Below are 25,734 nucleotides of genomic sequence, written 5' to 3' on the forward strand. Positions count from 1 at the left end.
GGCACTCCCGTGCCCGCTGTCCTCGTGGGGGTTCACCTTGCAATTCCGCACCACCCGTACCCGTCTCGCCTCGGCCGTCACGGCAGTCCTCGCCGTCACGGCGATCGGCGCCGGCACCCTGGCGACGGCACCCGCGGTCTCCGCGGCGCCCGCCCAGGCGACCGCCGAGACCGGTGCCCTGCCCGTCTTCCCGACAGGCGCTCAGGTCCTGGCCACAGGACCCTCGGGCTTTCTCACGCACGACCGGTTCGCGTCCGATGCCGCCGCTTCGACACTGCTCTGGACCCCGTACGACGGCGGCGCGCCCACCCCGGTCGCGGTGCCGGACGGCGGCGGGTGGGCCTCGGCCGGCGGCGACGTGCTCGTCGTCGGCGACGCGCCCTCCGCCCGCGACATGCGGGCGGTCACCCTGCGGAACATGGCCGACCCGGCCGCCCCGGGCGTGACCTTCGACCTTTCGTCCCTGAACGCCTCCTACGTGACCGTCCTCGGCCCGACGAGCGTCCTCGCGCAGGTGCAGAAGGGCGACGGCGAGGCGGAGCTGCTCGTGGTGACCAGGAACGGCGCCGCGCTCGACACCGCGCCGGTGACGGGTCTGCCCGCCCACGCCCAGCACTTCTGGAGCGACGCACCGATCGTGAACGGGCAGGTCCTCGTCGGCCACATGGCCAGCAAGAGCGACCCGATGGCCGGCGGCCGGTCCGTCATCGACATCGCCTCCGGGACCGTCGTCCTCACGTACGGCGCCGACGAGGGCGGCATCGACTTCAGCCACCTGCTGTTCTCCGAGTCGTACGTGGGCTGGTACGAGCGTGCGGGCACCGCGATCACCCTCACGACGATCTCGCGCGGCCAGGACCCGAAGCGGACCACGAAGCTCCTCAGTGCTGCGGAGACCGACCTCACCGCGCTCGCGGGCGACTGGCTGATCCTCGGGAACCCCTCGGCCGGCGTCAGGGCGTACTCCCTGTCCTCCGGCGACAGCCGCCCCGTCACCAACGGATCCGGTACGACCGGTCTGGCGGCCGAGGGCGACGACACGTCAGTGGTCAGCGGCGAGCGGCCCGACGGCACCCGCGGCCTGTTCCGGCTGGGGAACGCGGAGAACGGCGACCTGGCCGTCACCAAGATCGCGGACATGGAGCTCGGCGTCCCGCTGGCCGTCGTGGGATCCCACGTGCCCGCGACGGTCGACCTCGACCAGAGCGGCGGCAAGGTGGCGCTGGGGTGGACGCTCTCGCGCCCCGACGCCACCATGGTCGTGACGCTCACCCACATCGCGACGGGCAAGGTCTTCCGTCAGCACCTCGGACCCGTCACGGACGGCACCTCCCGCTTCTCCTTCGACTGGTCCGGCGAGGTCTTCGGAGCCGACGCGCCCCATGACGACGACGCGCCGAACGGCGCGTACACGGTCGCGATGGAGGCCACGCAGGTCGACGCCATCGGAGAGACCGTCCGTGACACCCGGCGTATGGAGCTCACCCGGACGCCCAACCCGCACGACTTCACGGACAACGGCTCCACCGACGTCCTCGCCCGCGACGCCTCCGGTGTCCTGTGGCGCGACGACCTGCGGGACCGGCCGGTGGGCGGGCAGACCAAGACCGCCCAGCGGGCGAGGATCGGCTCCGGCTGGAACACGTACAAGCACATCGAGGCCGTCGGGAACATCGCCGGCGCCGCCCAGGGCGACCTGGTCGGCGTCGACGGCTCCGGCGTCCTGTGGCACTACCTCGGCAAGGGCGACGGCACCTTCACCGCCCGCCGCCAGGTCGGCGGCGGCTGGCAGGTCTACAACAAGATCACCGGCGGCTCCGACCTGAACGCCGACGGCCGCGCCGACCTCGTCGCCACCGACACCTCCGGCGTCCTGTGGTTCTACGCCGGCACCGGCGACGCCGCCCAGCCCTACAAGAAGCGCGTCAGCCTCGGCGGCGGCTGGCAGGTCTACAACCAGATCACCGCCGTGGGGGACATCGCAGGCGCCTCCGGCGGCGACCTCGTCGCCCGCGACAAGGACGGCGTCCTCTGGCTCTACCTCGGCAAGGGCGACGGCACCTTCACCGCCCGCCGCCAGATCGGCGGCGGCTGGCAGGCCTACTCCCAGCTCGTCGGCGCCGGGGACGTCGACAGCGACGGCCGCCCCGACCTGATCGCGTACGGGGCGGGCGGCACGTACGTCTACAAGGCGACCGGCAGCGTCACCACCCCCTTCGCGCCCCGCGCGAGCACCGACCTCTACGCGGGCGAGGGCACCAAGTTCACCAACATCTCCTGACCCGCACGACGAAACACCCGGTGCCCCCGGCGCCCCCGACGGCACCGGGCAATCGGCTCACCTAGCGTAGGAATCGCCCCGATACATCCTGTATCGATCCAGTATCGGGGCGACCTCCGTCTCGCGACCGCCCGCGCCGGACACCGCCTGGCCCACCGTCCGGGCACGCGCCGCCGCGATCCCCGGCCGGCTTCATGCCCCACCCGACAAGACGCAGCCCGCGCAAAGCCGGGCCCCCACGCTCTCGTGCCCATCGTGCGTCTCTCTCGTGGACGTGTGCTGTAGGGCAGGTTCTCCGCCAGAAGATATGACCCCCGGGGGCCTGGGCGTCCGAAGAGGACCCGCTCGACCTCGTCCCGCCCGGCACCGAGACCCGTCATGGGGGCCCGACGGCGCGGGGCCCGAGCGGGGCGGCACAGACTCTGCGGCGCCGTCCCGGCCCACCACCACGGAATTGCGCCCGCGAGCCGGCCGCTGTGTGCAACCTCTGCAGGTGTGCCTGGTCCTGCACCTGACCGCGCCGGTGAGGGGGCAGGGCAGGCCCGGCCTCGTGAGGAAGGAGGCGTCGAGGCCGTCCGCGTGATCGCCTCTCCAGCGCGCAGCCGACGCCGAGTTGCCCGGCGACGTCGAGGACGACTCGTAGCGCGGCGTCGTCGCCATGCTGGGCCGTGGTGTGCGGGGCGGTGAACATACCGCTGGTGCGCCCCGTGACGCGGTCCGCGCGCCATAGATGGGTGCCACGGGTGGGTGCCACGCCGCATGGTTCGTCAGCACCGGAGCGGTCCCGCCGACGCCGTGGTCGCCGGCTCCCTCTCCCGTCGCGGTCGGCGGCGTCCATCCACTGTGTGGATCACGCGCGGCTCTTGTGCGGATCAGGGGAAGGTCCTGCTCCGGTTCGCAGGTTTCAGACCTCCCGTGACCGTCCGCGCCCTCGGCCTCAGGGGTCGTAAAGCCTCCCAAAGCATCACCAAGTCCATCTCTCCAGGCAGCTCCTGACGCCCTGTCGATCGGGCTTGCGAGTTGCTCCGGCGTTCTGGAAGCCTCCGTGTCTCTTGTCCCGCTCATGAGCACGGAGGCACCCTCACATGCCCACAAGGCGAATACGCCGCGCCTGGTTCACCGCCGCCGTCGCGGCCTCGCTCGCGTTCACCGGCCTGGTGGCCCCGGCCCAGGCCGACGACGCGCCCGTCACGGACCCCACCGTCCAGGAACCCCTCACGTCCGAGGCCGTGCCCGCGCCGTTCGCGACAACCGCCTGGACCTCGCCCGGCGGCGCGGCCGCGCCCGGCGACTTCACGCTGTCGCCCGGCGCGCTGAACGCCGAGACCACCGCCCGGGTCGCCCGCCTGGACGCCGTCCTGCCCAAGTCGGGCGTGCAGAGGCTCCTCGCCGGAGCCAACCGCACCGCCGTACCGTGGTGCTCCCGCGACCCGTTCGGCACCGCACCCGACCCCGACATCAAGTACTGCCTGCAGAACGACGATTCCGTCTCGCGCGAATGGGTGCCCCAGGGAATCACCGGCGTCTCCGACGCCAAGGACAACGAACTGTGGGGCGAGGCCGCGAACATCCAGCTCTACGCCTCGTACGACGGCTGGGACCCCGGCCGCCAGACCGACCCGGACCCGGCGACGGGCGACTGCACCGCCGCCGAACTGGCCGCCGACGACGCCTGCAACCAGAAGGGCGTCCGGATCACCTTCGTCCAGAGCCGGACCAACCCGGCCACCGGCAGCCCCGAGATCAAGTACCGGCACGTCCTGCTGGGCTGGACCTACGTGAACTCCGCCGACCACGTCTCCTTCGACGGGCTGCACGCCGCCGAGTACCCGATCCAGAAGGGCGTCCACGCCGGCGGGATCGTCTGGTACGGCAACTACCTCTACGTCGCCGACACCCGCAACGGCCTGCGCGTCTTCGACATGCGCACCATCATGGACCTGGACCCGGACGGCGACCCCACCACGCACGACGCGATGGGCACCGACACCGACGGCGTGCGGACGACCGCCAACGTCCAGGACAAGACGAAGGTCGGCCGGCACAACAACGTCTGGTACAGCTTCGGCTACCGCTATGTGATGCCGCAGGTCGCCGCCTGGAAGTTCAAGGCGACCCAGAGCAACCCCAAGGGCTCCTACGCCTGCGTCTCGACCGGCGCCCCGAAGGCGTCGTACATCTCCCTCGACCGCAGCACCACCCCGGACCGGCTGCTGATGGGCGAGTACTGCCGCCCGCAGACCGGCTACCCGTCCACCGGGCGCATCGCCTCGTACCCCGTCGCCGCCCTGGAGGGACGGTCCGCCGACGTCACGGCGCAAGGCTGGGCCAACTACCTGCCCCTGACCAACGGCGGGGCGCAGGGCGCGACGTCGAACGGCGGCACGCTGTACGTCAACGAGTCCAAGGGCACGGACGAGCCCGGCAACCTCTGGCGCTACCAGTGGAGCAACGGGCAGCTGGTCCAGGACGGCCAGGCCGTCAGGACCGCCCGGGGCGCCGAGGACCTCTACCTGGAGCGTGGCACCGGCCGCCTGTGGTCCCTCTCCGAACACCGCCCGGGGTCGGCGTCCGACTGCACCGCGAACCGCGACGCCGCCGATCCGGTGGGCACCGACTACTGCCAGCGGGTGCTCTACGGGCACAAGCTGAGCTGGCTCGGCGCCCAGCCGTAGCCCTGGAGTCCGGGAACCCGGGAACCCGGCTTCAGGAACCGGCGGGCGCGCCGAGCGTGCGTACGGCCTCCACGATCAGGTCCCAGAACCGGTCCGCGTCGATGTCGGTCGCGACGTCGACGCCGGCCGGCAGGCCCGTCACCCCGTGCAGGTCCACCACCGTCGCGCCCCGGGTGTACGTCCCGTTCAGCTCCACCGCCACCGCCGCCGGGACGACACGCGCCAGCGCCGGATCGATCAGGTGGGCGACCGTGAGCGGATCGTGCAGCGGGGGCGCGTCGAAGCCGAACACCTCGCGGTAGGTGGAGGCGAAGTAGGTGAGCAGGTCGACGCAGAGCCGGCTCAGCGGGGTGCCGAGGGCGGCGATCCGGGCGACCACCTCGGGGGTGGCCCGCACCTGGTGGGTCGCGTTGAGGCCGAACATCGTCACCGGCAGCCCGCTGCGGAGGACGATGTCGGCCGCCTCCGGGTCGCACAGAATGTTGAACTCGGCCGCGGGCGTCGTGTTCCCCCGTTCCGTCGATCCGCCCATGAGCACGATCCGCCCGATGCGGGCGGCGAGTTCGGGATGCGCCAGCAGCAGTACGGCGATGTTGGTGAGCGGCCCGGTCGGCACGAGTGTCACCGGCTCCGGGTGCGCCAGAAGGATGTCCCGCAGCAGGGTGAGCGCGTCGCGCGGGTCCTGCGGCACGTCCGGCTCGGCCGTGCCGAAACCGGGGCCGTCGAGCCCCGAGGCGCCGTGGATGTCCTCGGCGACCCGGCCCGGTCCGCGCAGCGGCCGGGCGCGGCCCGCGGCGATCGGCACGCCCCGGATCCCGGCCGCCGCGCACACCCGCCGGGCGTTGAGCGTGGTCTTCTCCACCGTCTGGTTGCCCGCGACGGTGGTGATGGCGAGCAGGTCGACCGCGGGATGGGCGGCGGCGAGGAGGATGTTGAACGCGTCGTCGTGACCGGGATCGCAGTCGAGAATCACGGGAACCGGCATGCCCCCACCGTCCCACATGACAGCCCCACCCGCCCCGCCCCGGCCCGGTTCGAAGGCGATTCGCCACGGGAGGTTGCCCGCCTCCCAGGGCGGACCCCTCACCGAAGATGCCCCGGGCCCGGAGCCCTGCGCGTGGCCCGCTGTCCGTACCGGCCGTGACGGCTGTCAGCGGTGGGGGCGGCGGGTGGAACCGCTGGTCGGAGGGTCCGCTCCCACGGGCCTGCGGGCCCGAGGTGAGTTCCCGATGTGTGGAACCGGGCGCTGAGGGCGGCACGTCCCCTCGTACATGCTGATCGTTCTGGGGGTACTCTTCGCCGTCGCGCCCGCCGTCGTCTGGATGGCGATCGCCCGCACCCGCCCCGTCGGCTTCGCGATCGGCGGCGCGCTGCTCGTCGGAGCCGGTCTGCTGATCGGTGTCCAGCGGGGCTGGATCGACGCCCCCGGACCCGACGCACACCTCGTGTTCACGGCACTCGCGCCCCTGCTCGTCGCCTGCGGCGCGGGACTGGAGGGACGGCACGAGAGCTCTCCTCCTCCGGGGTGGACCTCCCGCCGCAACGGAGCGATCGGCTTCCTGGGGCTGCAGTTCGCCCTCACTCTCGCGGTCGGGCTCCTGTACGCGGTGATGATCAGTGAAGGCTCGGACGCTCCGCCGTCCAAGGCCCTCCCCTCATTGCCGCCGGGCATCAGCATGGTGAACGAAGGCACCAGCTGTGGTTCCGGCGGCTGCTGGCGCGTCGCGACGGTGACGAGTGAGGACGGTCTGTCCCGTCCGGAGATCATCCGTGAGCTGGGCCTCCAGCAGGAGAGCTGCCGCTCCAGCGGCTGGCTGCTCGACTGGCGTGACGTGTGCGTCGGCGCCAGGGACAACGGCAAGAACGTCACCGTCTACGCCGGCTGGGGACACTGACAGGCCGCTTCCCAGGGGCTGTCGGTATGCACGCCCTGATCCTGCTCGCCGGCCACCTCGACCATCACGGCAGCCCCATAGGCCGCGTGCGTCGCCGCGTCGCTATGCCTCAGCACGTAAACGATCAGTGCGACACCACACCGGCAAGGAGCCCACCATGACCATCACACACGAGCGCGGGTTGACCTCCGGGGTTCAGAACCCATGGCCGGCTTCGGCACCTACCTCATCCCGGACGACGAGGCCGCCACCGCAGTCGAGAGCGCCCTGGTCGCCGGCTATCGGCACGTCGACACGGCCGAGGTCTACGAGAACGAGACCGGAGCCGGTGGAGGTCTGCGCCGTGGCATGCGGCGGGCAGGTCTCGAACGCGACGACATCTTCGTCACGCCCAAACTGTGGCCGCTGACGCAGGAGCGCGACAAGACCGGCGCGGAGGCCGCCCGTTCCCTGGACGTGTTCGGCATCGCCCCGCCGGACGCGCCGCCCCGCTACGACTTCCGGGTCTGCGCCGAGCGGCCCGGACCCGTGCCGAGCGGCGCCGGCTACACGATGCTCGTCGAGGCGGGACTGTCCGCCCTGCGGGAGGCGGACACCGTGGTCGTCCCCGGCCTGCAGCCGCCGGACGTGCCCGTGTCCCAGGACGTCGTCGAGGCGCTGCGGCGCGCCCACCGGCGCGGGGCGAGGATCGTCGCGATCTGCACGGGGGCGTTCGTCCTCGCGCAGGCCGGACTGCTCGACGGCCGTCGCGCCACCACCCACTGGCGCGGCGCCGCCCGGTTCGCCGCCGCATTTCCCCAGGTACAGGTGGATCCGGACGTCCTCTTCGTGGACCACGGCGACGTGGCGACCAGCGCCGGGACCGGCGCGGGCATCGACCTGTGCCTGTACCTCGTACGGTCCGACCTCGGGGCGGCGTACGCCGCCGGGATCGCCCGGCGCATGGTCCTGCCGCCGCACCGGGAAGGCAGCCAGCTCCAGTACGCCGCGCCCACCGCCCCGGCCAGGCCGGACGAGTCGTTGGCGCCCCTGCTGGAATGGGCCACCTCACGCCTCGACACCCGGCTGACCCTCGACCACCTCGCCGAACACGCCGGCCTGTCCACCCGTACCCTCGCCCGGCGGTTCACCGAACACCTCGGCACCAGCCCGGGGAAGTGGCTGCTCGCCCAGCGCCTCGATGCCGCCCGCATCCTGCTGGAACAGACCGATCTGCCGGTGGAGGCGATCGCCACCCGGGTCGGGCTCGCCTCGGCGGTCAACCTGCGCCGCCACTTCCGCGCGCATCTCGGCACCACACCTGGCGCCTACCGACGGACCTTCGGCGAAACCTGATGTCGTCTGCCTCAGGGCGGTGTCAACCCAGGTCGGGACGGCCGTCGGGTCGAGAAGCCATTCGCGGCGGACGCGCATGCGCGAGCGGGTGCGGTTCCCGCGGAGATCACGGCTCCGCCTGCCCGTCCACAGGGTCAGTCCGTCACCCGGACCGCGCGGGCCGGGCGGATGGCGGCCGCTCGGCGTGCCGGGCCCAAGGTGGCCAGGAGAGAGGCGGCGAAGGTGGCCGCGCCCAGAGCGCCGATGCTCGCCCACTCGATGGGGAAGCCTCCTTCGAGGCCTTCGAAAGCGGCGCTGTTCCGGTACATCAGCCACGTCGTCAGCACGCCCAGCAGGCAGCCCAGGGTGATTCCCTCCAGTGTGACGAAGGCGCTCTCCCAGAGGAAGGACCGCTGGACGGTGCGGGCCCGGAAGCCGAGGGCCCGCAGGATGCCGATGGTGCGCCGACGTTCGCGTACCGCACGGACCATGACGACGCCGAGCCCGGTGACGCCCACGCCCAGCCCCAGGGCGAGGAAGCCCTGCATGAGGCGGAAGAAGGCCGTACTGGAGTCGAACTGCTCGCGGATCTCCGACTCGATGGGCGTGGCGACCAGGCTGGACGAGAGCTGCTCGCCCTGCAGACGGGTGGCCAGGGCGTCGGGGGAGGTCCCGTCAGCAGTCCTCACCAGTGCGGAGGCGTTCTGCGCCTGCGCGCCGAAGAGCTCGCGCGCCGCGCGCTCGCTCATCACCACGGGGTACGTGGTGGAGCTCGCGCCGGTGCCGGGGTAGAAGACCATGCCGTTGCTGAGCACGCCGGCGATGACCTTCTGTTCGCTGCGCCCGGTGCGGGGGTCGGTGACGACGAGGGCGTCGCCCGGGTCGTAGTAGTCGCCGGCCGGGCCGCCCGTGCTGCCGAAGAATCCGTCGAGGACGACGTAGCGGGGATCGGCGGCGAGCGCGCGCCAGACCGCGGGGTCGGTCGCGAGCCCGGGCAGCCGTTCGCGGAAGGTGATGCCCGTGATCGCGCCGTCAGGCACGCCGACGGCGGCGACGTCCAGGGCCCGGGTATCGCGGTGGCCGGGGTCGGTGGCCCGACCGGTGGCGTTCAGCAGGGGAGTGACGGCCGAGATCCCGTACGTGGAAGGGCTGGTCCGCAACCCGTCGACCAGGTGCTCGCCCGCGACCTGGGGGTTGTAGTCGAGCCGGAGCGAGTATCCGGCCGTGGCGTCGTCGACGACTCCGTCGACACCCGCGCGCAGGATCCCGGAGATCTCCGTGAGCAGGACGAGCACGAACACGATCAGGGTGTACATCACGAGCGTCGCCCCCGTACGGAACTTTTTCGCCAGCGGGTAGGCGACCGCGAGCCGTGCGGCCAGGCCCGACTCGGACGGCCGTTCGAGGAGCCGTCGTACGGGGCGGAGCACCCCCTTCTGGTTGTCGCTGACGAGGATCACCGCGGAGAACGCCGCGAGGGCGCCTTGGATGACGTAGACGGACATGGAAGGCGTGTCGAAGATGCGGGGGCGTACGACGGGAGCCAGGAGGGTCCAGGCCAGAACCGAGCCCGCGACCAGGCTGGTGACCGTGTGCCGCGGCAGCACGAGCAGGAGGACCGGGGCGGCGAAGGCGAGGGCGAGCGCCGGCAGGAGATAGGTCGCGTCCGGCTGGCTGCGCGCCACCGCCGGGACGGCCGCGACCGCGCACAGGACGGCCAGGGTGGCCGCTACCGCCACCCGCCGGCGACGCGGTCCCCGGCCGGGTGAGGCGGGGAGGTCGCGGATGGCCGCGATGATGTTGAACCTGCTGATGCGGACGCTGGTCGCCAGGATCGCGGCGAAGGCGATGAGCAGCCCCATGGCGAGCCCGTTGAGGACGCTCGTGGGAGTGACGTCGAAGGTGATGCGGATGCTGCTGCCGCCGACCGACCAGCCCTGGAAGATCTCCGCGGCCACCACGGCGACGCCCCAGCCGACGGCGATCCCGATGCCGACGCCCGGCAGCGCGGACATCAGCGCGTAGGCGGCTCCTTCGAGCGTGAAGGACCCGACGAGCCGCGAGCGTTTCATGCCGATCGCCCGCACCATGCCCATCTGGGCCTTCCGTTCCTCCCCGAGCATCACGAAGATGTTCACCAGAAGCAGGGCGCCCGCGATGATGCTGAAGCTCCCGATCATCAGGAACAGCGCGCCGAGCGAGTCCCCTGCCTGCTTCGCGTCCCGCAGCACCGTCTGTTTCGGCATGTCGATCGCCGCCTGCTCGGCCAGAGGACCCAAGGCACCACGTATGTCGGCCGTGACCTGCGGCGTCAGCGCGTTTCCGCCCTCGACACCGCCCCGGTTGGACACGAAGGTGACCGAGCGTGCTTCCGTGCCCGCCGCGCGGGCGGCGGCGTCCAGGGTTCCCGGAGCCAGGAACGCGTTGCGGTTCAGACGTCCTCCGATACCCACACCGGCGAGGCCCTGCTCCGGCAGCACGCGCTCGACCCGGTAGGTTCCGGGCGTCCCGAACAGGTACAGGGTGAGCGAGTCCCCGGTGCGCACGTTCAGGGACCGGGCCAGCGGTTCGTTGACCACGACCTGTCCGGGCTCCGGGTTCGGTCCGTCGAGACCCGAGTCGCCGCCCGGCGCACCGAAGCGGGAGGCGTCGGCGAAGTCCATCTGCCAGGCGAGGACCCGCGGTTCGGCGACCGGGTGGCCCCCGGTGGAGCTGAGGGCGGACGCCTGCGCGGTCCGGACGGTCAGCACTCCGTCGACGTCGGGATCACCGGTCAGGGCCGCCAGCCGCTCCGCGACGGTGCGTCCGGCCGGGCCGGGCGGGGCGACGACGCGCTCGTCCACCGGGCCCAGGGTGCGGTACGCCTCCTGCCGCACGGAGAAGTTCAGGGTGTCGCCGACGACCAGGGCCCCGATCACGATGGCCGTGCCGAGCATCGATCCGCCGATCACCAGAGCGGCCTCGGTACGTCGACGGGCGACCTGCCGGAAGGCCAGCCTGCGTGACACCGGCTGCCGGACGGCGATCAGGACGAGGGCCGCCAGGGCGAGCGCCAGTGCCACGAGCAGGGGGAGGAGCAGGTTCGGGTACATGATCAGCCCCGAGTGGCGTCGCGTGCCACGGCCCGGCCGGCGACGGCCTGACGGACGTCGTCGACCAACCGCCCGTCACGCATCCGGATCAGGCGGGGGACCCGCGCCCCGATGGCGCTGTCATGGGTGACCAGGACGATCGTCTGGCCCTCGTCGCGGTTGAGGTCGCACAGCAGGTCCATCACCTGGCCGGCCATCGCGCTGTCGAGGTTGCCGGTCGGTTCGTCCGCCCACACGATCGCCGGCCGTCCGACGAGGGCACGTGCGATGGTCACGCGCTGCTGTTCGCCGCCGGACAGCTCGCTGGGCCGGTGCTCGACCCGATGGGCGAGGCCGACGCGGTCGAGTGTGGCCAGCGCCCGTCGCCGCGCCTCGCGCGGTCGGGTGCCCACGAGCAGCAGGGGCAGTTCGACGTTCTCCGCCGCGGAGAAGACCGGGATGAGGTTGAACGACTGGAAGACGAAGCCCATGGTGCGGGCCCGGTGCTCCGTGCGCGCGGCGTCCGCCATCGCGAAGAGGTCGTGACCGTCGATCTCGACCCGGCCGCCGTCGATGTCGTCGAGTCCGGAGAGGCAGTTCAGCAGGGTGGTCTTGCCGGAGCCGGACGGACCCATGACCGCCACGAGTTCCCCGTGCTCCACGACGAGATCCAGATCGTCCAGGGCCGTGACCGCGACCGAGCCCGTCCGGTAGATCTTGCGGACTCCTGTGGCGACCAGAAGGGGGCGGTCACTGTTCATACCCTTCATACGAGACCCCGGAGGCGATCGGCCGCCACGGCCATCCGGTCCCGTACCCGGGGCCGACCGGCCCCGTGAGGAGCGGCTGGTCAGGGCCGTGCCTCCTCGGCCGCGTGGGCACGTCGCCGGACGACCGTGGAGGTCGGCCGGCGGCGGGAAGAACCCGCCGAGGCCGCCCGCCGCTCCGACCCCGCCCGTCACCGAGCCGACGCGTTCCGCCGGCACGAGACGTGCGACGAGGGCGAAGACCGCCCCCGAACCCGCGTGAGCCAGTGTCCCGGCGAGGTGGCCCAGGCAGAGCACGGGGAGACGGTCAGGGCGGCGACGACGGGGAAGACCCGGCGTGCTCCCCAGCGGTCCGTGAGTGCCCCCGCCGGGATCCTGCCGAGCGCGCCGACCACGACCGGGACGGCGACCACCAGGGACTGCTCGGACGACGTGAGGCCGAGGTCGTCCCGCAGGCGCGGGCCGAGCGGCGCGAGGAGGGCCCAGGCCCGGAAACAGAGGGTGAACCCGGTCGTGGCCAGGATCAGCATCATCCGTTGACGGCCGGTGCTTTCCGTGGAGGGGCTTTCCCGGTGCTTCGGATCACGGCACCTCCCGGGGCCCCCTTTCCCTTTCCGCGTCCGATCGGCCCTCGCGGGGGGCCGACCGGCCCTGTGCGCGGAGCGCCGGGCGGCGCACCGTGAGGAGAGGAGGTCGCGACGGTCGGGGTTCCGCCCGGCCGGGGCCGACCGGCCGTCGGGAGTGTGAGTGGCCATGATGTTCTGGAACGGCGACGGCATGAACGGATGGGGCTGGTTCGCCATGTCGGCCGGAATGATCCTTTTCTGGGGACTCCTGATCACCGCCGTCGTGTTGATCTTCCGAGCGCTGGACCGGGCAGCCGAACGTCCCGCGCGTCAGGACGGACCCACGGGGCCGGAGCGGATCCTCGGCGAGCGGTTGGCCCGCGGTGAGATCGACGAGGAGGAGTACCGCAGGCGGCTGAGCGCTCTGCGGAGCGGAGAGTCGTAGGTCGCGCCGTGGGGGGCCGTCGGGATGCGGGAGGGCGTGCGCCCGGCCAGGCTGGGAACATGGCCCGCCGGACGCCCGCGGAGTCGCGTGGGCGGCACGACGCGCTCCGTGAGCGATCCACGCGAACTGCTCCGCCATGTGTGGGAGTTCGCGGCTGACGAGAGCTGCGGGGCCTGTTCGCCCTGCCGCGTCGGGACCCGTCGGGGTCTCAGGCTCGCCCAGGAGAAAGGCCCCGCACCCGGTGAGGCGTACGGGAGCCTGGCGCGTCTCATGGGCGAGGCGAGCCTCTGCGCCTTCGGCCGCCGGGTCCCCCTCGCCGTCCGCAGCCTCGCCCGCGCCTACGGGAACGCCCTTGAGGGGTGGGACCGGTGACCCGCCTCCGGGTCGACGGCCTGGCCGTCGACCTGCCCGGCGGAGCCACCTTGCTCGACGCGGCGCGGGCCGCGGGCGCCGAACTGCCCTCCCTCTGCCACGACGACCGCCTCCGGTCCGTCGGTTCGTGCCGGACCTGCCTCGTGCGGATCGGCGGGCGGACCGTCGCCGCCTGCGTCACCCCCGCCGCCCCGGGCATGGAGGTCGACACGGCCGGCGAGGAGATCCGGAACCTGCGGCGGGACGCCGTGGCCCTCATCGCCTCCGCGCTTCCGCCGCACGCACTCGCCCAGGACCCGCCGAGCGAACTGGCCGAGGCATGTCGAGCCGCGGGCATCACGCCGGACGCGGCCACCGGGATCGCGGCGCGGGGGCGCGACGACACCCACCCGTACGTCCACCTCGACCGGGACCTCTGCATCGCCTGCGGCCGCTGCGTCCGCATGTGCTCCGACGTCCAGGGCACCTTCGCCCTCACCCTCACGGGACGCGGAGCCGACACGGTCGTCGCGCCCGGGACCGGCGGGCCCTGGGCCGGATCCGACTGCGTCGCCTGCGGCGGCTGCGTCGACACGTGCCCCACCGGCGCGATCACCCAGCCCGGTCCCGCCCGGGGCCTCACCTCACGGCCACCGGCCACCGGCCGCGTGCGCACCACCTGCGGGTACTGCGGGGTCGGCTGCGCGCTGGACGTCGTCGTCCGGGACGAGCGCGTCGCCGCCGTACTGCCGGCTCGCGACGGCCCGGTCAACCTGGGGCACGCCTGCGTGAAGGGCCGCTTCTCGTACGGCTACCTCACCTCGGCCGAACGCCTCACCGAACCCCTGGTCCGGCGCGCCGGCGCCCTGACCCCGGTGAGCTGGGACGAGGCGATCGGGGTCGTCGCGGACGGACTGGGCGCCGCCGGCGAGCGCGGCGGCGCCCGGTCGGTCGCCGCCATCTCGTCCGCCCGTGCCACCAACGAGGAGAACTACCTCGTCCAGAAGTTCCTGCGGACCGTCATCGGCACGAACAACGTCGACAACTGCTCCCGCCTCTGCCACGCCCCGTCCGCCGCGGGACTCACCGCCGCCTTCGGGCGCGCCGGCGGAACCGACTCCTTCGACGACGTCGCGGCGGCCGACTGCCTCCTCGTCGTCGGCGCCAATCCGGTGGAGGCCCACCCCGTCGTCGGCGCACGCCTCCTCCAGCGCGCCCTGGACGGCGCCGCGCTCGTCGTCGCCGACCCGCGGGCCGTGGGCCTCGCCCGCCACGCCGACGTCCACCTGCGCCCCCCGCCCCGGCACCAATGTCGCGCTCTTCCACGGCCTCGCGCACGTCCTCGTGGCGGAGGACCTGATCGACTCCGGGTTCCTCCGCGACCGGGCCACCGGGCTGGCCGAGCTCACCGCGCTCCTGGCGGACTATCCACCCGGGCGGGTCGCCGGGATCACCGGCGTCCCCGCCGAGGACATCCGCGGGGCCGCTCTGCTCTACGGCCACGCCGAGCGGCCCGCCGTCGTGTACGGGCTCGGTGTCACCGAGCACCTCCACGGCACCGACGGCGTGCGCACCCTGGCCAACCTGCCCATCCCGCGCGGCGCCGTGGGAGGCACCGGCCGGCGGTTGGGGATCAGCCCGCTGCGCGGCCAGAACAACGTCCGGGGCGCCTCCGACATGGGTGCGCTGCCCGACCTGCTCCCCGGCTACGGCCGCCTCACCGACCCCGAGGCCCGCGCCCGGGCGGAGGCGGTGTGGGGCAGGCCGGTGCCGCCCGCGCCGGGCCTCAGGATTCCCGAGATGTTCGAGGCGGCCCGCGACGGCAGGCTCCAGGCCCTGTGGATCATCGGCGAGGATGTGTGCGCCACCGACCCCGACAGCCGGCGCGTCGCGCAAGCGCTCGACGCCTGCCCGCTGGTCGTGGTCGACGAGTTGTTCCTCGGCGAGACCGCCCGGCACGCCGATGTCGTCCCGCCCGACGCGGTCCGGATCAGCGACCGCCGGCACCTGGGGCAGAACCTCCGCGAAGCCGTCCGCGAAGAAGTCGAGACCGGCCCGCCCTCTCGCCCCGGCGACCGGCCCGCTCCTGCTCACCCGCCCCGACCGTCTCAAGAACCACCAGCGGGCAAGCGGCCTGCCGCAACGGCGAGGGATGCGACAGGCCACCTCCCCGTGGGGCTCAGAAATTGCCGTAGTTGACCTGCCAGGTGGGCAGCCCCATCCGGCGCCACACCGCGACCACCCGGTCCCGGTCGTCCAGCGACACACGGACCGCGTAGCGATGGCGGACGTGTGCGTCGAACAGCTCGGTCTTGACGAGGTCGTCGGAGCGGCCGTCGCCGGAGGCGCGCATCCACAGCTCGTCGTAGGGCACCTCGTACCGCTCCAGCCAGGCCTCGGTCAGGGCGCGATGGTCCTCGCTGCGGCCGGAGAGGAGGACGATACGGTCCCGATGGGAGCCGTGGAAGGCGCGCAGGGCGTCGCGGACCGGGACGTTGAGCAGGTCGAGGTCGCAGCGGCTGAAGTCGTACGGTCCGCGGTCGCCGCGCAGCGCGAGGGTGCCGTCGATGTCGCACAGGACGGCCGACGGCAGCGCGGTGTCGGGGGAGTACGGGGTGACGGTGGGCCGGTCGTTGAGCCAGTCGTCGGTGAGCCGCCAGCCGCCACGGGTGGCCTTGGCGTGCTTCTCGGCGAGGATACGGATGATCTCCTCGCCTACGGGCCGCTCGCGGGCCGCGTCGCGGCGGACGCACTCGTCGACGGGCACGGAGGTGAAGTCGTGCACGACGAAGGTGGCCTCACGGCCGGTCAGGGCGGCCTTCAGCCTCCGCGGGACGTGGGGGGTGAGGTGGGTGTTGTCGACGACGACGTCGAAGCCGCCGTCGACGGCCGTGCGCACGGCGGTGTCCTGGATGTCGAGCACCGTCTGCTCGTGAACCCGCGAGCGGCGGTCACCGCTCGGCAGGTCGAGCATGGCGCGCAGGTCGTCGAGGTTGACCCGGCGCATCCGCCCCTCGGCGCGCTCCTGCAGAGCGCGGGCGGCCGTCGTCTTGCCGGAGGCGGGCAGTCCGGTCATCACATGGACCACGGGCACGGTCAGTTCTCCTCGTCGGTGGTGAAGGGGTCGGCGGTCTCGGGGCGCAGGCCACGCCACACGAACAGGTCGGTGGGACGGCCGTCGAGCCGCAGGAACATCGCCGACCGTAGACCCGGATCGGCCAGCTCCTTGACGGCGCGGGCGAACGCGCCCCGGTCGGCGGCGAGAGGGGCGAGCCGCTCGTATGCCTCGTCGATGGCCCGCTCACGGGCGGCGAACGCCTCCTCGAACCCTGCGATGACGGACCGGACCCAGGCGTCGAACTCGTCCGGCACCTGTTCCAGAAGAGCCTCCAGGGGCCGCCCGCCCTGCGAACGGATCCCCTCGAGCTCCGCGACGGACAGACCGAGGCCCTGGGCGAGACGCTTGACGGAGACACCGGCGAAACGCTGCACGCCGTGCCCGCGCCAGATGTCCCGCTCGGTGACCCCGGTGAGGACCTTGTGGAGCCGTACGTACTCCGCCAGCTTGGCCTTGGCGCGCACCCCGGACGCGAAACGCAGCACGAAACCCTCCGCGTCCGTACCGGTGGCGGCGGCGCCGTCGGGCAGCGTGTTCGTCTCGGTCAGCTTGACGAGCGCTTCGAGCGGCATCGGCGGATGCACGGTGACCACCGACCCGATGCCGCTCCACGCGGCCGCCGCCCCGGCGAGACCGAGCTCCGCGCCGTCCGGCCCGAACGCGGCGAGCAGGACGAGGTCCCGCCGGTCGCCGTAGTCCACGACGATGCGGTTCTGCGGATAGACGATCTCCATGAGGTACGTCACCCCCGGCACCAGCCGCGAGGTGTCGGCGGCATCGAGCCGACGCTGCGCCCAGGTCGCCTGGGCACTGATGAACGAACCCTTCGAGGCGACCCGCCACCGCCCTGCGTAGTGGAAGACCAGGCCCAGGCTGCCGTCGACCTTCTCGTACACCTCGAACGGCTCGTCGGGCAGCGCCGGCGCGTAGGGCCGACCGGACTCGTGCTCGGAGACGTTGAAGAACTTCGGCAGCGGAAAGGCGACGATCCGGCCGGTGCGGTCGTCGGCGACGAGGCCGCGGCAACGGGTGGTGACGCTGTTCCAGACGCCTTCGTACTGACAGCTGCGCGTGTACGTGTAGATGGACAGCGGCAGCTCGGGGTGCGACTTGCGGGTCACGTGCCCGGCTCCGACCGCCGCCGCCAGCTCCTGGGGCGGCAGCAGCGCGTCGAGAGTCAGGTACTCCTGGCTCATGGGGTTCCTCCTGGTTTCGAGGAACCCCATCCTTCCGCGCGGACGACTGCTCCGACCAGCGATTTAGTACGCCCCCGACGACCACCCCGAGACCTTCCCCGAAGAGCCCGCCCGGGACGGCGCGCGGGCCGGGGACGGCGTACGGGCCGGGGACGGCGTTCGGGAAGAAAGGTGCCGTCGACCCCATCCGGAGGACCGCTTCGCGCTGAATGTCCGGTTGGAAGGTCAATCGATCCACGGCCGCGACTCCTCGGTGTCCGGCCGGCGGGAGGAGCACGTCATGAACGCCACGTTCACCCGGCGCCGCGTCCCGGCCGTACCGGCCGCCGCGGCCCTCGCGGTCTCTTTCGGAACTCTCGCCCCGCAGGCGTCGGCCGACGACGGCGGTGCCCCGTTCGGTCCGGCCTGCGCCTCGGTGCCCGAGCAGGGGGCCGGCTCCTTCGCCGGCATGGCCGACGACCCGGTGGCGACCGCCGCTCCGAACAAGGTGAACGACACCGCCTCCGTCGTCTGCGGCGATGTACAGACGTCCCACGCGACCGTGCACCTCATCGACACCGTGCTCATGCCGAAGTGAGGGCGCGTCGAGCCACCGGGCCCGGCCACGGCCGGGCGCCTGACCGGCGTCCGGGCGCCCCCGTGACGACGAAGAACCCGCATGAGGCGTGTACGGCCCGGAACTCCGTGAAACGGATCAGCACATGGTCACTCCCACATCGTCCGAGGCCCCCCGCTGTCTCGTCACCGGCGCGAGCGGATACATCGGGGGCCGACTTGTACCCGAGCTGCTCGACAGCGGGTACCGCGTGCGCTGTCTCGCCAGGCATCCGGACAAGCTCCGCGACTTCCCCTGGGCCGACAGAGTGGAGACCGTACGCGGTGACGTCACGGTCGCCGACAGCCTGCGCGAGGCGTTCACCGGCGTGGACGTCGCCTACTACCTGGTCCACTCCATGAGTTCGACCGCACGCTTCGAGGACACCGACCGGCTCGCCGCCCGCGCCTTCGCCGCCGAGGCCCGCGCCGCCGGGGTACGGCGCATCGTCTACCTGGGCGGCCTGACCCCGCGCGGAGTCCCGGAGAACGAGCTCTCCCCGCACCTCCGCTCCCGCACCGAGGTGGGCCGTATCCTCCTCGACTCGGGCGTCCCCACCGCTGTCCTGCGGGCCGCCGTCGTCATCGGCTCCGGATCGGCCTCCTTCGAGATGCTCCGGTACCTGACCGAACGGCTTCCCGTCATGGTCACCCCCAGCTGGGTCGGCACCCGGGTCCAGCCCATCGCGGTCCGCGACGTGCTGAGGTACCTGGTGGGGAGCGCCGCCATGCCCGCGGACGTGAACCGGACCTTCGACGTCGGAGGTCCCGACGTGCTCACGTACCGGCAGATGATGGAGAGGTACGCGGAGGTCGCGGGGCTCCGCCGGCGCCTCATCGTGCCCGTGCCGGTCCTCACCCCCCGGCTGTCCAGCCAGTGGATCGGTCTCGTCACACCCGTGCCGGCCGCCCTGGCCCGGCCCCTCACGGAATCGCTCCGGCACGAGGTGGTCCGCACCGAGAACGACATCACCCGGTACGTCCCGGACGGCCCCGGCCGGCCCATCCCCTTCGACGAGTCACTCCGGCTGGCCCTCCGCCGCGTACGGGAGGCACGGGTCACCACCCGGTGGTCCACCGCCTCACCGCCCGGGGCGCCGAGCGACCCGCTGCCGACCGACCCGGACTGGGCGGGCGGCAGTCTCTACACCGACGAACGCGCCCGCACCGTCGACGCGAGCCCCGAGGCGCTGTGGCGGGTCATCGAGGGAGTGGGCGGGGAGAACGGCTGGTACTCCTTCCCGCTGGCCTGGGCCGTCCGGGGGTGGGCGGACCGGCTCGCCGGGGGAGTGGGACTGCGCCGGGGACGCAGGGACGCGGAACGCCTCCGGGTCGGCGACGCGCTGGACTTCTGGCGCGTGGAGGCGATCGACCGCGGCCGCCTGCTGCGCCTCCGGGCCGAGATGCGCCTGCCGGGTCTCGCGTGGCTGGAGATGGCCGTCGACCGGGACGAGCAGGGGCGGACGTCGTACCGTCAGCGGGCGCTCTTCCACCCCCGGGGCCTCGCAGGGCAGGCGTACTGGTGGGGGGTCGCCCCGTTCCACGCCGTGGTCTTCGGAGGCATGGCCAGGAACATCACCCGGACCGCCGAGACGGAGGGCGACCGGTCGGGGACGGCAGGTACCGGACCGTAGGTGATCTCCGCTGCCCGGACGGGCCGAGAGGCACGCGCAGCGCCGACCGGACGAAGGCCGGCCCCTGCCTCGCCGCACGCATCCGGGCAGTGTCCAGGGGAAGCCCTGATGAAGCCGCGAAGGTGCCGAAGGGGCGACGCGTGCGGTGCGGAGCACTGATGAGCCTGGGCGGGGAGAGCCGGGGGAGGCACCCGCCCGAGCCGGCGGTGCCCCGGGAACCCGCCGGTACGGTGGCGGGAACCCCACCGGACGAGGAGCCCGCCGGACGCGCGAGAGGGCACGCCCCGAACGGGGTGCCGCCGTCTCCGGGACGAGGGAGGGCGCCGTCCTCCTGACGGTCCTTTCCCACACCGCCGTACGCACACGGGAGCGCCGGCTCGCCGACCCCTCGCGCCGGTTCCGTGCGCGGTGGAACGGAAGAGCCCGGACGGGCGCCGTCCCCACCGGCAGTCGCGCCAGGGCGGGGAGATCTCGCCGGACCCGACCCGTCTCACTCGTCCGGGTGAAGGGCCCATCCATCGGGCGGGCAGCGCCGAATGACGGGACGTGAGCACCTTCCACAGCGGCACCCCCCGCCGAACCACCGCCACCCGAAACCCCCTCGGCCTCCCCGTCACCTCTCCCGGCGAGTCCGTCGGACGGTCGCCCCGGTCGCCCCGATCGCCCCGGTCGGCGTGTCCGTGGACCACTCAGGTGCCCGGTGAACCTCCGTCCGCGGACGGCGCACCGCTGCCCACATTCACCCCGACCCCCGGACCCGCCTTCGGAGCGCCGGTACGGACGGAACGCCCCGGATTCCCGTGGGACCGGACGAAGAACCCTCAAGGAGCAACAGCCATGAACTCTCCGCGCATCCGTCGTGGCGCGATCGCCGTGACCGCCGCCGTGGTTCTCCCCTTCTCGCTCGCCGCCTGCTCGGACTCCGACGGCGACACCAAGGCCGCGGCCTCCGCAACCGCCGCCGCGGACCCGATCGGCACCGAGACCCCGGCGGAGGGCGCGACGGCGATGGACGCGCCGTTCGGTCCGGCCTGTGCGGGAGTGCCGAAGGAGGGCGCGGGCTCCTTCGACGGCATGGCGAAGGACCCCGTTGCGACCGCCGCTTCGAACAACCCGGCGCTGTCCACCCTGGTCGCCGCCGTCGAGAAGGCCGGTCTCGTCGACACCCTCAACAACGCGGAGGGCATCACGGTGTTCGCGCCGACGAACGACGCCTTCGCCAAGATCCCGAAGGCCGACCTCGACAAGGTCCTCGCCGACAAGGCCACGCTCACCGAGATCCTCACCTACCACGTCGTCGGCCAGAGGATCACCCCCGAACAGCTGGAGAACGGCTCCTTCGAGACCCTCCAGAAGGGCAAGATCACCACCCGGGGATCCGGAGAGGAGTACACCGTCAACGCCACCTCCGAGGTCGTCTGCGGCAACGTGAGGACGGCCAACGCCGACGTCTACGTCGTCGACACCGTCCTCATGCCCGAGTAGGCCGGGTTCCGACGGTCTGGACATCCCACCGCCCCGCGCCCTTCTGCCGAAGGGCGCGGGGCCATCCGCGTACGGTGCGGGCCGCCCGCGTCCCCGAAGCGAGCGCACTCTGGAGGGAACCGGTCGCCCGACGGCCCCCGCACACGTACCGGCCGGGAGCCCACCGCGTGGTCCGGGACAGCGACGTGGCGTCAGGGACCGTGACGCGGCGGACGGCCTCCCAGTCGAACGTGTCCGTGCCGTACGCCTCGCCCAGGGTCCGCAGGGCGGCGTCCGTGTCCGCCGGGCGGGGAGAGCCGAGCAAGGAGGTGGACACCAGCGCCCGGCCGTCGGCGGAGAAGCCGGGCCGGACGGCGGTGAGGACGCGGGAGTCGAGCAATCCGCGCCGCGTGTCGACGACCAGCAGTGTCTCGCCCGGGGGAGGCCGGGCGGTCGCGTGGTGCAACGTGGTCACGGTTCGGCCGTCCGGGACGCGGAGCCCCGGGAAGCAGTTCCGCCGCTGCCCCCCGGCCCGATGGCGACGACGACCGCGCGAGACCGCACCTCGCCGCCCGTCCGCGAGAGCCACGCCGTCGGGCGTCAGGACGGAGACGAGGAGCCGGTCCGCACTACGTCCTGCGGCAGCCGCGAGGCGAGCCGGGCGGGCACCGCGCCGAACCCCTCGGCCGGCAGGCAGTGGGACCGCGCAGCATGCTCCGCCCCAAGAAGACCCCCGACAGGGCGGAGAGGGCGGGCAGGTCGCGGCCGGACGCGAGCCGGCCCGCCAGCAGATCCCGATGTCGCGGGTGCGCGAGGAGACGGAACCGCACGGCACTCGCGAGGGCCCGCGCCGGGGGCCCGTCGGCACGGGCGGGCTCATCACCTCGGCCGGTGTCGTCCTCGCCGCCACCCTCGCCGCTACCTGCGCCGCCCTGGACGGGGATCCCGCTGGGGTTCCCCGTCCAGATCGCCTTCATCGTCGCCTTCATCGTCGCCTTCATCGTCGCCTTCGGCGTCCTGCTCGACGCTCTCGTCGTCCGGTCGTTCCTGGTGCCGGCCCTCGTCCGGGACATCGGTGCCACGCTCCGGCGGCCGGGCGCGCTCCGCCACCGGCCCTGACCCGTTTCCCCGCCGGGGCGCGTGGACGCGCCCCGGCCGCCGACGGGAAGGAGAAGGTCAGGAGGGGAGGGTGAGGAGGAGCAGGGGCTGCGTGGTGGGCCGCGCGGATCCACCCTCCGGTTCGACGGTGAGCCCCACCACGGTCGCGTCGGCGGGGTCGCCGTCGACGAGGACGGTGCCGTCGGAGCGGATGAACCCGGCCGATCGCATCGTGCCGTCGTGGTCGAGCCACAGCTGGTAGGTGTGACCCTGGGCCGGGGCGGGCAGCCCGGTCGCGGTGAACACGGCCCGGTTCTGCCGTTCCGAGGAGACGACCGTGGCCAGGGCGCCGTTCGTCGTCCGTCCGTGCACGGCCCGGGCGTCGGGTGCGGCCAGCACGTCGCTGACGGCGTCGAGCTGTCGCTGGACCTGACGGGCCCGGTGCTGCGCGTCCTCGTTCTGCCGGTGCTGCCAGGCGGCGAGGCCGCCGAACGCTGCGGCGGCGACGACGGCGGCGGCGAGCGCGAGCGGCACCGCCCGGCGCTTCAGCCTCCGGGCGAGGCCCGCCACCGGGGGAGCGGCGGGGACCCGCGGCGGCACCTGGCGCACGCTCTCGACGGCGGCCAGCGTCCGCTGCCTGAGCGCGGCCGGAGGGTCCTGTCCGACGGCGGACGCCAGCCGGGCGGCCGTCGCCTCGAACTCGGTCACGTCCCCGCGGCAGACTTCGCAGTGCGCGAGGTGGGCGACGAACTCCTCCCGCTCGGCGGTGTCGAGTGCGTGGAGCGTGTAGGCGGCCGCGAGGGAGTGGATGTCGGAGCGGTGGCGGTTCACGCGGTCACCCCCATGCAGTCGCGGAGGCGGATCAGTCCGTCGCGAATGCGTGTCTTGACGGTGGGAAGCGGGGTCTGCAGGGCCTGGGCGACTTCACGGTACGTGAGGCCCCCGTAGTAGGCGAGGACGATGGCCTGACACTGGAGCTCGGTCAGGCCGCGCAGGCATCGGCGTACCTGCTCGCTCTCCAACCGGGTCTCGACCCGCTCGGCGACCTCGTCGAAGGCGGTGGTGTGCTCGCGCGCCGCCTGGGTGTGCTCACGGTCGGAGGCCGACTGGGCGGACCGGACACGGTCCACGGCCCGCCGGTGGGCGATGGTCGCGGCCCAGGTCGTGACGCTGCCGGCCACGGGCCGGTATCGGGCGGCCTGCCGCCACAGGTCGATCATGACTTCCTGGGTGACCTCCTCGGACTGGGACCGGTCGCGCACCACTCGGAGCACGACGCCGAACACCAGGGGCGCGAGGGCGTCGTAGAGCCTGGAGAAGGACTGTTTGTCGCCCTGGGCGACCTTCCGCATCACTTCGGCGAGGTCGCCTCGGGAGCGCGCGCCCGGGGCATCGGAGGGGAGCGGCCGGGTCACCGGCCGGGCCCCGGTCGCCGGGACCGGACGGAGCCGCCCGGGGCGGTCGTCCTGGGGGAGGGGGTCCATCGCATGTTGGTCCTTCGGAGGCGGGCGGACGGTGTCGGAAGGTTCTTCGGCGCGGACGGCGCCACGGATGGCTCCAGACGGGTCACGATGCCGTCACGGAGCCGATGGAGTGCCTTGCCCGCAGCGACGACACCTCGTTCGGGTGACGGAACCCATCCCCAGGGCGGTCATTGCCGAAGGACCGGGTGTGAGCAGCTTCCGGAACACCCTCGGCCGCCTGTCCCGCGGCGCACTCGCCGGCCTGACGGCCGGCTACACGGCCCTGGCGGTGGCCGAACTGATCGCGGCCCTGGTGCGGCCCGCCGCCGGGCCGGTCACGGTCGTCGGGGGCGCGGTCGTCGACCGGGCCCCGGCCCCGGTGAAGGACTTCGCGATCCGCGCCTTCGGAGAGAACGACAAGACCGTCCTCCAACTCGGCATCCTCGTCCTGCTCGCGCTTTTCGCGACGTCCCTGGGAATCGTGGCGCTGCGGCACCGGTACGCCGGTGCGCTCGGCGTCCTGGCGTTCGGGCTCGTCGGTGCCGCTGCCGCGCTGAGCCGGCCCGACTCCACCGGCCTCGGTGACGCGGTGCCCTCCCTGGGCGGGGCGGTGGCGGGGGCCGCGGTCCTGTACGTCCTGGCGGGCGAGGCCGTTCCGGTGGTGGGGGAGTCACCCCGTGACACGGGCGTGCGCGGAGGAGGCCGACGCGGGTTCCTGGCGGCCATCGCGGTCACCGCTGTCGCCGCGACCGGCATGGGCGCCCTGGGACGGATGCTGTCCGGCCGCCGGGGCCGGGATGCCGAAGCCTCCCGCGCCGGTCTCGTCCTGCCCCCACCCGCCTCCCCTGCCCCCGCCGTACCGCGGGGCGCGCGGCTCGACGTGCTGGGGATCAGTGCCTTCACGACACCGAACCGCGACTTCTACCGGGTCGACACGGCCCTCGTCGTCCCCAAGGTCGACGCGGACACCTGGCGGCTGCGGATCCACGGCAAGGGCGTGCCCCGGCCACGGACGTTCACGCTCGACGACCTGCTGGCCCGCCCCCTGATCGAAGGCGACATCACGCTCACCTGCGTCTCCAACGAGGTCGGAGGCCCCTACATCGGCAATGCCCGCTGGCTGGGCGTCCCCCTGGCCGGCCTGCTGGCCGAGTGCGGGGTCACGCCGCCGTCGAGAGGAGGCGGGGCCGACCAGCTGGTGGCCCGCTCGGTGGACGGCATGACGCTCGGTTCCCCGGTGGAGGACGTCATGGACGGCCGGGACGCGATGCTCGCCGTCGGCATGAACGGCGAGCCGCTGCCCTTCGTCCACGGCTTCCCGGTCCGGATGCTCGTTCCCGGCCTGTACGGCTACGTGTCGGCCTGCAAGTGGATCGAATCCATCGAGCTCACCACCTTCGACGCCTACGACCCGTACTGGGTGAAGCGCGAGTGGGCCCGCCGCGCGCCGGTCAAGACCCAGTCCCGCATCGACACCCCCAAGTCCTTCGCCCGCCCCGCCGCCGGCACCGTCACCGTCGCCGGCGTCGCCTGGGCCCAGCGCCGCGGCATCACCCGCGTCCAGATCCGCGTCGACGACGGGCCCTGGCAGGACGCCGACCTCGCCGCCCAGGCGGGCGTCGACACCTGGCGCCAGTGGTCCTACCGCTGGAACGCCACGCCTGGCGGACACCACCTCACCGTCCGTGCCACCGACGGCACCGGGCGGGTACAGACCGAACAGCGCACCCGCACCATCCCCGACGGGGCGAGCGGCTGGCACAGCGTCTTCGTCACCGTCACCTAGAGCAGAGAGAGCGCGC

Annotated in this window: 19 protein-coding genes and 3 pseudogenes; 13 read left to right on the plus strand and 9 right to left on the minus strand. The window is 73.0% G+C overall.

Features of this window, described 5'->3' with window-relative positions; translation table 11 throughout:
- Window positions 1-37 precede the first annotated feature (37 nt).
- Together HHL19_RS18385 and HHL19_RS18390 are read left to right on the plus strand one after the other, a co-directional pair.
- Complete coding sequence (locus HHL19_RS18385) at window positions 38-2,281, plus strand: FG-GAP-like repeat-containing protein (RefSeq protein ID WP_169090897.1); 2,244 nt, start codon at window positions 38-40, stop codon at window positions 2,279-2,281.
- 1,085 nt (window positions 2,282-3,366) lie between these two features.
- Window positions 3,367-4,956 carry a hypothetical protein gene (locus HHL19_RS18390; RefSeq protein WP_169090899.1) on the plus strand — a complete coding sequence of 530 codons (1,590 nt, stop codon included), beginning with the start codon at window positions 3,367-3,369 and terminating at the stop codon, window positions 4,954-4,956.
- A gap of 31 nt (window positions 4,957-4,987) precedes the next feature.
- Here HHL19_RS18390 and HHL19_RS18395 read toward each other — a convergent pair whose 3' ends face one another.
- Window positions 4,988-5,941, minus strand: coding sequence for a nucleoside hydrolase (locus HHL19_RS18395; RefSeq protein ID WP_169090901.1), 954 nt, complete (start codon window positions 5,939-5,941; stop codon window positions 4,988-4,990).
- A 286-nt stretch (window positions 5,942-6,227) separates the two neighbouring features.
- On the opposite strand from HHL19_RS18395, the gene HHL19_RS18400 reads away from it, so the two are divergent.
- Together HHL19_RS18400 and HHL19_RS18405 are read left to right on the plus strand one after the other, a co-directional pair.
- On the plus strand, window positions 6,228-6,851 hold the full coding sequence (locus tag HHL19_RS18400; RefSeq protein ID WP_169090902.1) for a hypothetical protein: 624 nt from the start codon (window positions 6,228-6,230) through the stop codon (window positions 6,849-6,851).
- Between the two features lie 204 nt (window positions 6,852-7,055).
- Entirely contained in the window at window positions 7,056-8,186 is a 1,131-nt protein-coding gene (locus HHL19_RS18405) for an aldo/keto reductase (RefSeq protein ID WP_240981661.1), read from the plus strand.
- A 134-nt stretch (window positions 8,187-8,320) separates the two neighbouring features.
- On the opposite strand, the gene HHL19_RS18410 is transcribed toward HHL19_RS18405, so the two are convergent.
- The 3 genes from HHL19_RS18410 to HHL19_RS18420 all read right to left on the minus strand — a co-directional run bounded on the left by HHL19_RS18410 (window position 8,321) and on the right by HHL19_RS18420 (window position 12,536).
- Complete coding sequence (locus HHL19_RS18410; RefSeq protein ID WP_169090904.1) at window positions 8,321-11,257, minus strand: FtsX-like permease family protein; 2,937 nt, start codon at window positions 11,255-11,257, stop codon at window positions 8,321-8,323.
- Between the two features lie 2 nt (window positions 11,258-11,259).
- Entirely contained in the window at window positions 11,260-11,997 is a 738-nt protein-coding gene (locus tag HHL19_RS18415) for an ABC transporter ATP-binding protein (RefSeq protein ID WP_169091183.1), read from the minus strand.
- 197 nt (window positions 11,998-12,194) lie between these two features.
- Window positions 12,195-12,536: an MFS transporter gene (locus tag HHL19_RS18420; RefSeq protein ID WP_240981662.1), complete on the minus strand. Its 342-nt coding sequence runs from the start codon at window positions 12,534-12,536 to the stop codon at window positions 12,195-12,197.
- Window positions 12,537-12,756: 220 nt separating this feature from the next.
- On the opposite strand from HHL19_RS18420, the gene HHL19_RS18425 reads away from it, so the two are divergent.
- The 4 genes and pseudogenes from HHL19_RS18425 to HHL19_RS38145 all read left to right on the plus strand — a co-directional run bounded on the left by HHL19_RS18425 (window position 12,757) and on the right by HHL19_RS38145 (window position 15,564).
- Window positions 12,757-13,014 (plus strand): SHOCT domain-containing protein, encoded by a 258-nt coding sequence (locus HHL19_RS18425; protein WP_169091185.1) that lies wholly within the window; start codon window positions 12,757-12,759, stop codon window positions 13,012-13,014.
- A 105-nt stretch (window positions 13,015-13,119) separates the two neighbouring features.
- Window positions 13,120-13,386 (plus strand): annotated as a pseudogene (locus HHL19_RS18430) (NADH-ubiquinone oxidoreductase-F iron-sulfur binding region domain-containing protein); the annotation flags it as partial.
- Window positions 13,383-14,594 (plus strand): annotated as a pseudogene (locus tag HHL19_RS38140) (molybdopterin-dependent oxidoreductase); the annotation flags it as partial. The pseudogenes HHL19_RS18430 and HHL19_RS38140, both read left to right, overlap by 4 nt.
- A gap of 115 nt (window positions 14,595-14,709) precedes the next feature.
- Entirely contained in the window at window positions 14,710-15,564 is an 855-nt protein-coding gene (locus HHL19_RS38145) for a molybdopterin-dependent oxidoreductase (protein ID WP_346768431.1), read from the plus strand.
- Here the strand turns inward: HHL19_RS38145 and HHL19_RS18440 are convergent.
- Both HHL19_RS18440 and HHL19_RS18445 read right to left on the minus strand, forming a co-directional pair.
- Window positions 15,545-16,459 (minus strand): AAA family ATPase, encoded by a 915-nt coding sequence (locus tag HHL19_RS18440; protein ID WP_346768430.1) that lies wholly within the window; start codon window positions 16,457-16,459, stop codon window positions 15,545-15,547. The genes HHL19_RS38145 and HHL19_RS18440 overlap by 20 nt on opposite strands.
- Before the next feature lie 2 nt (window positions 16,460-16,461).
- Complete coding sequence (locus tag HHL19_RS18445) at window positions 16,462-17,679, minus strand: RNA ligase (RefSeq protein WP_169090908.1); 1,218 nt, start codon at window positions 17,677-17,679, stop codon at window positions 16,462-16,464.
- 280 nt (window positions 17,680-17,959) lie between these two features.
- Between HHL19_RS18445 and HHL19_RS18450 the strand changes: the two genes are divergently transcribed.
- The 3 genes from HHL19_RS18450 (at window position 17,960) to HHL19_RS18460 (ending at window position 21,392) form a co-directional block, all read left to right on the plus strand.
- Window positions 17,960-18,256 (plus strand): hypothetical protein, encoded by a 297-nt coding sequence (locus HHL19_RS18450; RefSeq protein ID WP_169090910.1) that lies wholly within the window; start codon window positions 17,960-17,962, stop codon window positions 18,254-18,256.
- Window positions 18,257-18,380: 124 nt separating this feature from the next.
- A complete protein-coding gene (locus tag HHL19_RS18455) occupies window positions 18,381-19,907 on the plus strand; it encodes an SDR family oxidoreductase (RefSeq protein ID WP_169090913.1) in 1,527 nt (508 codons plus the stop codon).
- 837 nt (window positions 19,908-20,744) lie between these two features.
- The gene (locus HHL19_RS18460; protein WP_169090915.1) at window positions 20,745-21,392 is read left to right on the plus strand and encodes a fasciclin domain-containing protein; all 648 of its coding nucleotides are present in this window, start codon (window positions 20,745-20,747) and stop codon (window positions 21,390-21,392) included.
- Here HHL19_RS18460 and HHL19_RS18465 read toward each other — a convergent pair.
- Complete coding sequence (locus HHL19_RS18465; protein ID WP_169090917.1) at window positions 21,379-21,846, minus strand: hypothetical protein; 468 nt, start codon at window positions 21,844-21,846, stop codon at window positions 21,379-21,381. The two genes, HHL19_RS18460 and HHL19_RS18465, sit on opposite strands and share 14 nt — an antisense overlap.
- Window positions 21,847-22,168: 322 nt before the next feature.
- On the opposite strand from HHL19_RS18465, the pseudogene HHL19_RS18470 reads away from it, so the two are divergent.
- Window positions 22,169-22,490 (plus strand): annotated as a pseudogene (locus HHL19_RS18470) (MMPL family transporter); the annotation flags it as partial.
- 57 nt (window positions 22,491-22,547) lie between these two features.
- Here HHL19_RS18470 and HHL19_RS18475 read toward each other — a convergent pair.
- Together HHL19_RS18475 and sigK are read right to left on the minus strand one after the other, a co-directional pair.
- Window positions 22,548-23,300 (minus strand): anti-sigma factor, encoded by a 753-nt coding sequence (locus HHL19_RS18475; protein WP_169090919.1) that lies wholly within the window; start codon window positions 23,298-23,300, stop codon window positions 22,548-22,550.
- Complete coding sequence (gene sigK / locus HHL19_RS18480) at window positions 23,297-23,884, minus strand: ECF RNA polymerase sigma factor SigK (protein WP_346768443.1); 588 nt, start codon at window positions 23,882-23,884, stop codon at window positions 23,297-23,299. The genes HHL19_RS18475 and sigK overlap by 4 nt, the downstream gene beginning before the upstream one ends.
- Window positions 23,885-24,140: 256 nt before the next feature.
- Between sigK and HHL19_RS18485 the strand changes: the two genes are divergently transcribed.
- A complete protein-coding gene (locus tag HHL19_RS18485) occupies window positions 24,141-25,718 on the plus strand; it encodes a molybdopterin-dependent oxidoreductase (protein ID WP_346768429.1) in 1,578 nt (525 codons plus the stop codon).
- Window positions 25,719-25,734: the final 16 nt, after the last annotated feature.

It is taken from the genome of Streptomyces sp. R302, assembly GCF_012927245.1.
GTDB lineage: Bacteria > Actinomycetota > Actinomycetes > Streptomycetales > Streptomycetaceae > Streptomyces.